The following is an 11,620-nucleotide window of genomic DNA, read 5'->3' on the forward strand; positions in this document are numbered from 1 at the left end:
CTCAGCCGACGAGCAGGGCCACCGCGGCGGCGAGCCGCTCGAGGTACGCCTCGCGCGTCTCGACCTGGTGCTTCACCCCGATCGACGCGCTGATCAAGGTCTGGGCGACGCGGACCGCCTTCTCGCGGTCCGCCGTCTCGGCCACCGCGTCGGTGATCAGCCGCTCGAAGCGCGCCGGCGCGGTCTTGGTCAGCTCGCCGAGCAGGTCCGGGTTCTGCTCGATGACGCCGGTCACGTCCCGGCTCAGTGGTCCGAGGTAGCGCCCGGTCCACCGGTCGAACGCGCCGATGAGCCGCTCGGGCAGGGGACGGCCGGTGTCGGCGAGGATGCGCCCGGCCGCGGCCAGGTCCTCCTCGAGCGCCCGGCCGACCGCGGCCCGGAACAGCGCTTCCTTGGACTCGAACAGGAAGTACAAGCCCGGCCGCGAGATCCGGGCCGCGCGGGCGACCTCCTCCATGGAGGCCTTCCGGTAGCCGTGGCGGGCGAAGGTGAGCAACGCCGACTCGAGCACCGCCTCACGGCGGCCGGCCTCGGCGGCGTTCGATGGTGCGTTCGATGCGGCAGGAGCCATGAGGCGAGCCTAGCAGACGCACTTTACAACTTCTGCTTAGTTCGTATAGTTGTCTCATGACCTCAGCCGAACTGATCCGCACTCCTTTCACCGCCACCAGCACCGCGGCCGAGGTCGTGGCCGGCCTCGACCTGTCCGGCGTCCGCGTGGTCGTGACCGGCGCGTCCTCGGGCCTCGGGGCCGAAACGGCCCGGGTCTTGGCCGCCGCCGGCGCCGAGGTGACGCTCGCCGTCCGCGACCTCGCCGGTGGCGAGGCGGTCGCCGCCGCCATCGCGGACTCGGGTGCGGCGATCCGTCCTCGCGTCCGGCCGCTCGACCTCGCCGACCAGGCGTCCGTCCGCCGGTTCACCGACGACTGGGCCGGCCCGCTCCACCTGCTCGTCGCCAACGCCGGGCTCGTGACCGGCGGCCTGGCCCGGACCCGGGAGGGGTGGGAACTGCAGTTCGCGACGAACCACCTCGGCCACTTCGGCCTCGCTCACGGCCTGCGTGACGCCCTCGCGGACGGGGCCGCGGACCGCGGCGAGGCGCGGATCGTCGCGGTCAGCTCGACCGCGCACATGCGCGCCGGCGTCGACTTCGACGACCCGCACTTCGAGCGCCGGGACTACGACCCCCAGATCGCCTACGCCCGGTCGAAGACCGCGAACTCGCTGTTCGCGGTGGGAGCCACCCAGCGGTGGGCGGCCGACGGCATCTTCGCGAACGCGGTGAACCCCGGCGGCGTCGCGACCGGGCTGCAGCGCGACTTCACGGAGGCGCAGAAGCAGTCCCTCGCCGCGGCCGAGGCGGCCGGGATCTTCGCCTACAAGACCGTCGCGCAGGGTGCGGCGACCAGCGTCGTCGCCGCCGTCGCGCCGCAGTTCGCCCGCACCGGCGGGCACTACCTCGACGACGGTCAGGAGGCCTACCTCGTCCCCGACGACGCCGACCTCGCCGACCACCCGCACGGGGTCAAGGAATGGGCGCTGGACGCGGCCCTCGCGGACCGCCTCTGGGCGCTGTCGGCCGAGCTGACCGGACTCGCCTAGGCGAAGACCGCGGTGGCCAGGAGCAGCCCCAGGGCACCCGAAGCCAGGCCCGCGACCACCGTCACCAGCACGTTCAGCACCGCGTACGGCCGCGCCTTCTCCATGACCAGCCGGACGGTCTCGTAGCCGAACGTCGAGAACGTCGTCAGGCCGCCGCAGAAGCCCACCGCCACCAGCGACCGGACCGACGACGGCTCCGCGCCGTGCAGGAGCCAGCCGCTCAGGAAGCCCAGGATGAACGAGCCCACGAGGTTGACCGTGAGCGTCCCGAACGGGAACGGCGAGTCCCGCCACGCCCGCACGCGCCGGTCGGTCAGGTAGCGGAGGATCGAGCCCGCCGCCCCGCCGAGGGCCACCAGCACCAGGGTCACCCGGGCCGCCCCGCCAGCGCGCGGGTCGCCGTGAGGCCGGCCGCCACCGCGGCCAGGCAGAGCGCCACCGACCCCAGCACGTAGGCGAGCGAAGCCAGAACCCGCCCGGTCGTCGCCGCGTCGAGGGTGTCGGTCACGAAGGTGGAGAAGGTCGTGAAGCCGCCGAGGATCCCGATGCCGAGGAACGGCCGGAGCAGGCGGTGGGGGTGCGCGGCGGTCGTCAGCAGCGCCATCAGGACGCCGATGAGCAGGCAGCCGAGCACGTTGGTGAGCAGTGTCGCGACGGCGAACTCCCCGCGGGCGTGCGGGATCGCCACCGACAGGCCGTACCGGGCGAGGCTGCCCAGCGCGCCGCCGGCGCCGATCGCGAGCAGGACGTCCCACCGGGTCGCGGGCACGCTGATCACCTCCCGGCGGTGAACCTACCCCGGCGGCCCTTCCGCCCCTGACGAGTACCGGCTCGACGAAAGCCGGGCCCTCCACCCGGCCGCCGCGCCGCGCGTTACACCGGACGGATGTTCTGGTTGACGTGGAACACGTTCTCCGGGTCGTACCGCCGCTTGATGGCCGCCAGGCGCTCGTAGTTGGCGCCGTACGACGCCTTCACCCGGTCCTGGCCCTCCTCCATCATGAAGTTGACGTACGCCCCGCCCGCCGAAGTCGGGTGCAGCTCCTCCCAGTAGTCCCGCGTCCACCGGGAAATCTCCGCCGCGTTGGCCGGTGACGGGTCGACGCCCACGATCACGCCCGACCACCCGCCGGACCGGTGCGGGAACGCCGTCGCGCCGGACGCCACCCGGCTCGCCGCGCCGTCGATCGGGTAGAGGTGCATCGACGAGTGCATCGACGGCAGTCCCGAGCCGTGCTTCAGGTGGATGTCGATCGCCGCGTCGGAGATCTCGTGGAACACGTCCGCCCGCCAGTACCACTGCAGCCCCGCCGGGTACAGCCCGTCGAACGCGCTCTGCAGCGCCGTGTACGGCATGTCGTGCAAGCCGACCAGCAACGGCGAACCGAACGAGCGCACCGGTGCCAGCACCTCGCCGGCCTTGTCGTGCGCTCCCGTGTAGCACCAGATGATGCCGCACGCCTTGCGTCCCCACAGCTCCTCCGGGAACGGCGGCGCGGGCGGGATCGTCAGGAGGCCGAACCAGCCGCTCAGTTCTTCGGGCAGGGACGGCAGCAGCTCGCGGTACCAGCGCAGCACGTCCGGCGTGTCGCCCAGGTCGTACAGCACCGGCCCGCCGATGACCGTGCCGCGCTCGCCGATGTCGTGGCAGCGGAAGGTGAACGACGTGACGACGCCGAAGTTGCCGCCGCCGCCGCGCAGGGCCCAGAACAGGTCGGGGTGCGAAGACTCCGAAGCGTGCGCGAAGGAGCCGTCGGCGAGGACAACGTCCGCGCCCAGCAGGTTGTCGATCGTCAGGCCGAACCGCCGCGCCAGGTAGCCGATGCCGCCGCCGAGCGTCAGCCCCGCGACGCCGGTCGACCCGACGATGCCCGACGGCGTCGCCATCCCGAACGCGACCGTCGCGTGGTCGACGTCGCCCCAGGTGCACCCGGCGTCGGCGCGGACGGTGTGGCCGACCGGGTCGACGGTCGTGCTGCGCAGCCCGGACAGGTCGATGACCAGCGCGCCGTCGGCGACGCCGAGGCCGCCCGCGTTGTGGCCGCCGCCGCGCACGGCGATGTCCAGGCCCTGCGCCCGGCCGTAGCGGACGCAGGCGACGACGTCGGCGGTGTCGCGGCAGTAGGCGATCGCCGCGGGCCGCTTGTCGATCATGGCGTTGTACACGGCGCGGGCCTCGTCGAAGCCCGGGTCGGCCGGCGTGATCAGGTCGCCGCGCAGCGCGGTGGCCAGTTCCTCGTGCGGCAGAGCGGTGGTGGTCATGGTGCCCCTCTCGGATTTCCCCTACCCGAGGAGAACGTAGGCACGCGGCGTTCGCGCAGCGTTCGGTCCGTTCGCCGCAGGTCAGGGCGGCGGCCGGACGCCGAGGTCCGCCTCCACCCGCCGCACCAGGGCGACGCTGCCCTGGGCGCGGGCCAGCTCCGCGGCCGCCCGCAGGCGGGGCACCGCGTCGGCGTCGTGGGCCGCCCGCAGCCGCAGCACCTCCGGCAGCCACCAGCGGTCGTCCCGCGCCTCCCCGGCGGCGAGCGCGGCGTCCAGCGTCGCGCGGGCCGCCTCGGGCCCCGACAGCTCGGCGACCAGCGACAGCCAGTACGGCATCCGGGCGAACGATCCTTCGGCCTTGAGGTGGGCGACGCCCTCCTGGGCCGCGGCCAGCCCGGCCGCGCCGCCGCGGGACCAGCCGCCCAGCACCAGCGCCCATTCCCGGTAGTAGGCGAAGCCGTACCGGTCGCACAGCGCGTGCAGCTCGGCGACGGCCGCCCACAGCGCCCGCCGGTCGCGGCGCAGCTGGTGGGTGATGCCGGCGTACGCCAGGGCGATGGCCAGGCTGTAGGGCTGCTCGATCTCCCGGGCCAGCGCGACCGCGGCGGCGCTGCTCGCCAGGGCGGCCTCGTCCTGGCCGAGGAGCCAGTGGGCGTGCGCCGCCCAGGCCGGCCCGTGCACGTCCGGCCGGGTGCCGATCGGCCACGACGACGCGCCGCGCGTGCGGTCCGCGCCCAGTTCGAAGTGCCGCAGCGCCTCGGCCGGGTCGCGCCCGAGGGTCAGCGACGAGCCCGCGACGATGAAGTGCGCCGAGCCGTCCTGTTCGGCGCTCGTCCCGGGTGCCAGGAGCGCCAAGGCGCGTTCGGCCGCTTCGTGCGCCTCCGCGGTCCGGCCCTGGACGAACCGGGACGACCACAGTTCGAGCAGCGCCGTCAGCGCGGACTCCTTGCTGCCCGAGGTCTCCGCGAGCGCGAGCGACCGTTCCAGGACGTGCTGCAGCTCGGGCGAGGAGTACCCCTGGTGGGCGTTGAGCGGCCCGGCGAGCGCTTCGAGGACGGCGAGCTCCGCGCGGTCGCGCCCGGCGCTCGCCGGCCGCGCCCGGACGAGGGCCAGGGCCTCCTTCAGCAGCCGGATCGCCTCGGCGTGGGCGAACGTCCCGGCGGCCACGGCCGCGGCCCGCCGGTAGTGGGCGACCGCGCGGTCGGGCCGCCCGCCGCGGGCGTACTGCTCGGCCAGCTGCGCCGCCACGGCGTCGGTGTCGTCGGCGTGCAGCAGCTCCATGCCCTGGGCCAGCCGCCGGTGCAGCAGCCACCGCCGGGGCGGGCTGACCAGCTGGTACGCGGCCTCGCGCAGCAAGTCGTGGGCGAAGTCGTAGCCGCCGCCGAACTCGCGCACGATCCGGCGCCGCCACAGCTCGTCGACCGCGTCGACGACGGTGTCCGCGTCGAGGTCGCTCGCCTCGGTGAGCAGCTCCAGGGTGAAGTCCCGGCCGGCCGCGGCGGCGAGCCCGGCGACCTCGCGGGCCGCCGGGCCGGGTTGCTCGAGCCGCGCCCGCAGCACGCCGGTCAGGCGGCCGGACGGCGGAGAATCGTGGGTGCGCAAGGCTTCCACGACGTACAGCGGGAACCCGCCGGTGGCCGCGTGCAGCAGCGCGCGGTCCGGCTCGGACAGCGGCCGCCCGGCCACCGCTTCGCCGAGGCGCGCGGTGCCGACGGCGTCGAACGGGCTCAGCGGCAGCTCGGTCAGCTTGCCGTCGTCGCGCAGCCGGGTGGTCCAGGTCGCGACGCCCGGGTCGTGGTCGCCGTCGCGCAGCGTCCCGGCGACCAGCAGCGGCGCGTCCGGCAGCAGGCCGAGGCAGAAGGCGAGGAACGCGCGTGTCTCTTCGTCGCACCACTGCACGTTGTCCAGCACCAGCAGCACGGGCCGCCCGCCGGCGGTGAGCGCGCGGGCCAGCCCTTCGAAGAACCGCAGGCGCTGCCACGCGTCGATCGTCGGGTGCCCGCGCGCGGGCGGGCGCGAATCCGGCAGCAGCCGGTCGACCTCGGTCCGCCACACCGGGCCCAGCGACGTCGCCGCGCGCTGTACGGCTGGTGTGCGCAGCCAGTCGGCCACCGGCGCCAGCGCGACCCGGCCCGCGGTGCCGAAACAGCGGCCGACGGCGACGACCGCGCCTTCCGCGCGGGCCAGCGCGGCGAGCTCGGCGACGAGGCGGGTCTTGCCGACGCCGGCGTCCCCGCGCACCAGGACGATCCCCGCGCGGCCCGCCGCGGCCGCCCGCCACCGCTCGGCGAGCCGCGCCAGTTCGGCGGCCCGGCCCACGAGCCCGGGCGCCGCCGCCCGCCGGGGTTCGGGGTCCGGCCGCGCGAGCAGCCGGCGCAGCGCCGCGCGGGTCGGCTCGGCCGGGACGACGCCGAGCTCGCGTTCGAGGACCGACGCGCACCGGTGGTAGGTGCTCACCGCGCCCGCCCGGTCGCCGGCGTCGGCCTGCAGCCCCATCAGCGTCCGGTAACCGGTCTCTTCCAGCGGGCGCAGCCGGATCCGGCGGCGGGCCGCCTCGAGCGCGACCGCCGGATCGCCCGCCGGTGTCCGGCAGAGCAGGTCGCACAGCTCGACGCACTCGCGGTCGAGCTCGGCGCGGGCCGCCAGGACCCAGTCGTCGGCCAGCCCGGGCAGCAGCTCGCCGCGGTAGGCCGCGAGGGCGGTCCGCGCGTGGGCGGCCACTTCGCCCGGGTCCGCCGCGGCCAGCGCGGCCCGGCGGGCGACGTCGAACTCCCGCACGTCCACGCGGCTCGACGGGGTGTCCCGCCAGGTCAGGTCGTGCCCGGTGACGGCCAGCGAGGGCGGGTCGCCCAGCACCCGGCGCAGCTGGTGCAGCTCGCGGCGGAGGTTCGTGAGGGCCTGCGCGTCGGTGGAGTCCGGCCAGAACAGCCCGGCGAGCAGCCGCCGGGGCTGCGCCCGGCCGGCGTGCACGACGAGGTGGGCCACGAGCGCGACCGAGCGCGGCGACCGTGTCAGCACGGCACCGGTCTCGTCGTCGGCGATCACCTGCTCGCCGAGCAGTGACACCCGCAGCACCCGGCTACGCTAGCCCCGAGACGGCTTCGCGCGCGGATCTTCACCGGCGGGGGGTTGCGCCGGGGCGCCCGGGTGCGCAGGCTCGACGTCGTGAGCGAGCACGAGTACGACCTCATCGTCATCGGTTCGGGCCCCGGCGGCCAGAAGGCCGCGATCGCCGCGGCGAAACTGGGCAAGCGGGTGGCGGTCGTGGACCGGCACGACATGGTCGGCGGGGTGTGCGTCAACACCGGCACGATCCCGTCCAAGACCCTGCGCGAAGCGGTGCTCTACCTGACCGGCATGAACCAGCGCGAGCTGTACGGCGCGAGCTACCGCGTCAAGCAGGACATCACGATCGCCGACCTGCTGGCGCGCACCCAGCACGTCGTCGGGCGCGAGGTCCAGGTGGTGCGCGCGCAGCTGATGCGCAACCACGTCGACCTGATCGCCGGCACCGGCTCGTTCGCCGACCCGCACACCATCGTCGTCGAAGGGCGCCACGTCGGCGACCGGCGGACGCTGAGCGCGGACTACATCGTGATCGCCACCGGGACCCGGCCGGCCCGGCCGGGGCACGTCGACTTCGACGCCGCCCGCGTGCTGGACTCCGACGAAATCCTGCGCCTGGAGCAGATCCCGTCGTCGCTCGTCGTGGTCGGCGCCGGGGTGATCGGCATCGAGTACGCGTCGATGTTCGCCGCGCTCGGCTCGCGGGTCACCGTGGTGGAGCAGCGCGACCAGATGCTCGACTTCTGCGACCCCGAGATCGTGGAGTCGCTGAAGTTCCAGCTGCGCGACCTCGGTGTCACGTTCCGCTTCGGCGAGAAGGTCGCGGACGTCGCGGTGTCCGACGACGCGACGATCACGACGCTGGTGAGCGGCAAGCGCATCCCGGCCGACGGCGTCATGTACTCGGCGGGGCGCCAGGGCATGACGGGCGAGCTGGCCCTGGACGCGGCGGGCCTGGCGGCCGACGAGCGCGGCCGGCTCGTGGTCGACGAGAACTACCGCACCGAGGTCCCGCACGTGTACGCGGTCGGCGACGTGATCGGCTTCCCGGCCCTGGCGGCGACGTCGATGGACCAGGGCAGGCTCGCGGCGTACCACGCGTTCGGCGAACCGGCGAACGGCCTCGGCGCGCTGCAGCCGATCGGGATCTACACGATCCCGGAGATCTCGTACGTCGGCGCGACGGAGGCCCAGCTGACGTCGTCGTCGGTGCCGTACGAGGTCGGCATCGCGCGCTACCGCGAGCTGGCGCGCGGCCAGATCACCGGCGACAGCTACGGGATGCTGAAGCTGCTGGTGTCCACCAGGGACCGCAAGCTGCTGGGCGTGCACGTGTTCGGCACGGGCGCGACCGACCTGGTCCACATCGGACAGGCGGTGATGGGCTGCGGCGGCACGGTCGACTACCTCGTCGACGCGGTGTTCAACTACCCCACGCTGTCGGAGGCGTACAAGGTCGCGGCGCTGGACGCGACCAACAAGATCCGCGCCTTGGACCGCTTCACGTCCTGAACCGCCTCAGCGGCCACACCAGCACCACCCGGATTCGCCTGCGGCGAACCGGTTTGACACTCGTCTAGAACATATGTTCGACTGACGCGGTGCGATGGGATCGGCAGCGAGCGGGGGAGGGTGAGCCGGCACTGCCCGGGCTGGAAGGCCTGGTGCGGTCCGTGCGGTCACCGGAGTTCGACGGCGTCACCTTTCACGAGGTGCACGCCCGCTCGGTGCTGAACAAGGTGCCCGCCGGGTCCGGCGTGCCCTTCGGCTGGACCGTCAACCCGTACCGGGGCTGTTCTCACGCGTGCACGTATTGCTTGGAAGGCGGCACCCGGATCCTCATGGCCGACGGCCGCACCCGGGCGCTGTCCGAACTGAAGATCGGCGACGAGATCTACGGCACCCGCGGCCACGGCGCGTCCCGGCGGCTGGTGCCGACCCGGGTGGAAGCGCACTGGACGACCCTGCGCGACGCCTACCGCGTGACGCTCGAAGACGGCACCCGGCTCGTCGCGGGCGGCGACCACCGGTTCCTCACGAGCAAGGGCTGGAAGCACGTCACCGGCAGCAAGTTCGGTGCCGCGCAGCGCCCGCACCTGGAGCCCGGCGCCGAGCTGATCGGCGTCGGCCGGTTCGCGCCCACGCCGGACGAGACGCTCGGGTACCGGGCCGGCTACCTGTGCGGGATGCTGCGCTCCGGCGGGTTCGCCGCGGAACCCGACGCCGCCACGCGCGCCCTCGAGTACCTGCCCGACTTCGGCGCGTCCGTCGGGTTCCTGCAGGTCCCGTCCGACCCGGACGCGCACTGGCAGCGCGGCTTCCTCGCCGGCCTGTTCGACATCGCGGGCGACTACGGCCGCGGCGTCCTCGTCGTGGCCCACGACGAACCCGAGATCACCGAAGCCTTCGCCGGCGCGCTCACCCGTTTCGGCTTCGCGCACCAGACCGACGAAGTGCCGAAGTTCCCCGCCCGCCAGGAGGTCCGGCTGCTGGGCGGGACCGCCGAAGTACTGCGGTTCCTGCACGTGAGCAACCCCGCGGTCGTGTGGAAGCGGTCGCTGGACGGCGCGGTGATCGGTGCGAGCCGCCGTCGCGTCGAGGCGATCGAGCCGCTGGGGCTGCAGCTGCCGCTGTTCGACATCACCACCGGCACCGGCGACTTCATCGCCGACGGCATGGTGTCCCACAACTGCTTCGCCCGGAACACCCACACGTACCTGGACTTCGACGCCGGCCACGACTTCGACACGCAGGTGGTGGTGAAGGTCAACGCCCCGGAGGTGCTGACGGCGCAGCTGAAACGGCCGTCGTGGCAGCGCGAGCACGTGGCGATGGGCACGAACACGGACCCGTACCAGCGCGCGGAGGGCCGCTACCGGCTGATGCCGGGGATCATCACGGCGCTGGCCCGCTCCGGAACGCCGTTGTCGGTGCTGACGAAGGGCACCGTGCTGGCGCGCGACCTGCCGCTGCTGCGGGACGTCTCCGCCGACGTCCCGGTCAGCCTGGCGGTGTCGATCGCGCTGCTCGACCGCGAGCTGCAGCACCGCCTCGAACCGGGCACGCCCAGCCCGCAGGCGCGGCTGGAACTGGTCCGCAAGGCCCGCGACGCGGGGCTGCCGTGCTCGGTGCTGGTGGCGCCGGTGCTGCCGTGGCTGACCGACTCCGCCGAGGCCCTCGACGCGCTGTTCGCGAAGCTGGCCGAGGTGGGAGCGACGAGCGCGACGGTGATCCCGCTGCACTTGAGGCCGGGCGCGCGCGAGTGGTTCGGGCGCTGGCTGGCGGGCACGTACCCGGCGCTGGTGCCGCGCTACCGCGAGCTGTACGCGCGGGGGAGTTACGTGCGGAAGGAGTATCGGCAGCGGCTGGGGGAGCGGGTGGCGCCGTTGCTGCGGCGGCACGGGCTGGCGCCCAAGACGGGGTACGAGGTGCGGAGCCCGGAGCCGGTACCTGAGCCGCTGCCGGAAGCGCCGGTCGTGGAGCAGTTGCGCCTGTTGTGACGGCGGGGAGCGCCGCGCGGGCTCGAGCGCCGGCGCGGCGACCGCTCCGAGCGCCCGCGGGCGTTCGGAGCCCCGGCGCGGCTCTGCCTCTCCGGCGGTCCGGGGATGCCACGCGGTCCGGTCCGTGTCCCGGCAGTCTGCGCTCGTCGAGGGGCTGCGCAACGCCCGCAGGCGTTCAGGCTCTGGTGCGGTCCGCAGGGCGGCCGTGCTCGCGTGGCACGGCCCGAACTCCGGTGCGGCTCCTCCGGCGGCCCGGGTACGCCACGCGGCCCCGGCCCGGTGCGGGCCCGGCAACCCGTGTTCGCCGAGCGACCGCGCCCACCGCGCCCCGACCTCAGCGGTCCTTTGTGGACAACCACCTCCGCGGTCCGTGATCATCCGCCGGGCCGCCGTGTGGGTGAAGCCGTCACCCGGAACGTCGCCGACTACGGCCGGACTCCTCCGTTCGCCGTAGTGCGGACACGATTGCGCCACCGTGTCGCGGCATTGCGGAAAAATGTCCGATCGTGTCGTTGTCGCCCGGCCTCGCCGACGCCTAACGTCGAAGGGATCGATGCGGAAGGGAGAGCGGCGATGACGACCTCGCAGACCGACCGGGTCGCGGCCGCCCGGCTCGCGTGGGCCGCCCTGAAGCTGACCCGCGCCGGCCGGCACCCCGTGGGTGTCGAGCGGCTGGCCGCGATCGTCGGCGTCACGCCGGCCGAAGTGCGCCGGCTCGTCGAGCTGATCGGCTTCACCCTGCACCGCGACCTCGTCAGCACCGGCCCCGCGCCCCGCGGTGCCCACCACCGGCTGCAGCCGGCCGAAGGCACCCTCGGCGCCGGCCCGGACGGCACCGTCGACATGTTCCTGCTGGCCATCGCCACCGGCGAGCGCGTGCACGCCGCCGCGACCTGCCCGGTCACCGGTACCCGCATCCAGATCGAGCTGACCGAGCACGCGATCGTGCAGGCCGACCCGCCGACGGCCGTCGTCGCCGCCGTCGACCTCGGCTTCGGGCTCGAGCGAGCCGACGCGATGGCCTGCGCCGGCCAGCCGTTCTTCGCCTCGGCCACGGCGGCCGCCGGCTGGGTCGTCTCGCACCCCGGCGGGCGCATCTACCAGGTCGCCGCCTACCTGGCCCAGGCCCACCGGCTGGTCGCCGCGCTGGAGGCCCGGCCGAAGTACGTGCTCTGACCACTGCGAAGCCA

9 protein-coding genes are annotated in these 11,620 nt (G+C 74.3%); 4 read left to right on the forward strand and 5 right to left on the reverse strand.

Annotated features, from left to right (window positions below):
* Position 1: 1 nt before the first annotated feature.
* Complete coding sequence (locus ACZ4TR_RS25890) at positions 2 to 571, reverse strand: TetR/AcrR family transcriptional regulator (protein WP_465289386.1); 570 nt, start codon at positions 569 to 571, stop codon at positions 2 to 4.
* A 56-nt stretch (positions 572 to 627) separates the two neighbouring features.
* On the opposite strand from ACZ4TR_RS25890, the gene ACZ4TR_RS25895 reads away from it, so the two are divergent.
* Positions 628 to 1,602: an SDR family NAD(P)-dependent oxidoreductase gene (locus ACZ4TR_RS25895; RefSeq protein ID WP_465289387.1), complete on the forward strand. Its 975-nt coding sequence runs from the start codon at positions 628 to 630 to the stop codon at positions 1,600 to 1,602.
* Here the strand turns inward: ACZ4TR_RS25895 and crcB are convergent.
* The 4 genes from crcB to ACZ4TR_RS25915 form a co-directional block, all read right to left on the reverse strand.
* Positions 1,599 to 1,973: a fluoride efflux transporter CrcB gene (gene crcB, locus ACZ4TR_RS25900; protein ID WP_465289388.1), complete on the reverse strand. Its 375-nt coding sequence runs from the start codon at positions 1,971 to 1,973 to the stop codon at positions 1,599 to 1,601. The genes ACZ4TR_RS25895 and crcB overlap by 4 nt on opposite strands.
* Positions 1,970 to 2,380 (reverse strand): fluoride efflux transporter FluC, encoded by a 411-nt coding sequence (locus ACZ4TR_RS25905; RefSeq protein ID WP_465289389.1) that lies wholly within the window; start codon positions 2,378 to 2,380, stop codon positions 1,970 to 1,972. The genes crcB and ACZ4TR_RS25905 overlap by 4 nt, the downstream gene beginning before the upstream one ends.
* 95 nt (positions 2,381 to 2,475) lie before the next feature.
* Positions 2,476 to 3,864 (reverse strand): FAD-binding oxidoreductase, encoded by a 1,389-nt coding sequence (locus ACZ4TR_RS25910; protein WP_465289390.1) that lies wholly within the window; start codon positions 3,862 to 3,864, stop codon positions 2,476 to 2,478.
* A gap of 81 nt (positions 3,865 to 3,945) precedes the next feature.
* Positions 3,946 to 6,939, reverse strand: a complete 2,994-nt coding sequence (locus tag ACZ4TR_RS25915; protein WP_465289391.1) for an ATP-binding protein — start codon at positions 6,937 to 6,939, stop codon at positions 3,946 to 3,948.
* 90 nt (positions 6,940 to 7,029) lie between these two features.
* On the opposite strand from ACZ4TR_RS25915, the gene sthA reads away from it, so the two are divergent.
* The 3 genes from sthA to merB all read left to right on the forward strand — a co-directional run bounded on the left by sthA (position 7,030) and on the right by merB (position 11,606).
* Positions 7,030 to 8,442, forward strand: a complete 1,413-nt coding sequence (gene sthA / locus ACZ4TR_RS25920) for a Si-specific NAD(P)(+) transhydrogenase (protein WP_364523178.1) — start codon at positions 7,030 to 7,032, stop codon at positions 8,440 to 8,442.
* An 89-nt stretch (positions 8,443 to 8,531) separates the two neighbouring features.
* Positions 8,532 to 10,430, forward strand: coding sequence for an intein-containing Rv2578c family radical SAM protein (locus tag ACZ4TR_RS25925; protein ID WP_465289392.1), 1,899 nt, complete (start codon positions 8,532 to 8,534; stop codon positions 10,428 to 10,430).
* Positions 10,431 to 11,003: 573 nt separating this feature from the next.
* The gene (gene merB, locus ACZ4TR_RS25930) at positions 11,004 to 11,606 is read left to right on the forward strand and encodes an organomercurial lyase (protein WP_364523174.1); all 603 of its coding nucleotides are present in this window, start codon (positions 11,004 to 11,006) and stop codon (positions 11,604 to 11,606) included.
* Positions 11,607 to 11,620: the final 14 nt, after the last annotated feature.

Source organism: Amycolatopsis sp. NPDC028719 (assembly GCF_055565395.1).

Bases quoted from the DNA above. Each gene is read 5' to 3' on its own strand.
- merB (WP_364523174.1), top strand. From the start codon at position 11,004: ATGACGACCTCGCAGACCGACCGGGTCGCGGCCGCCCGGCTCGCGTGG.
- ACZ4TR_RS25895 (WP_465289387.1), top strand. From the start codon at position 628: ATGACCTCAGCCGAACTGATCCGCACTCCTTTCACCGCCACCAGCACC.
- ACZ4TR_RS25910 (WP_465289390.1), bottom strand. From the start codon at position 3,864: ATGACCACCACCGCTCTGCCGCACGAGGAACTGGCCACCGCGCTGCGC.
- ACZ4TR_RS25890 (WP_465289386.1), bottom strand. From the start codon at position 571: ATGGCTCCTGCCGCATCGAACGCACCATCGAACGCCGCCGAGGCCGGC.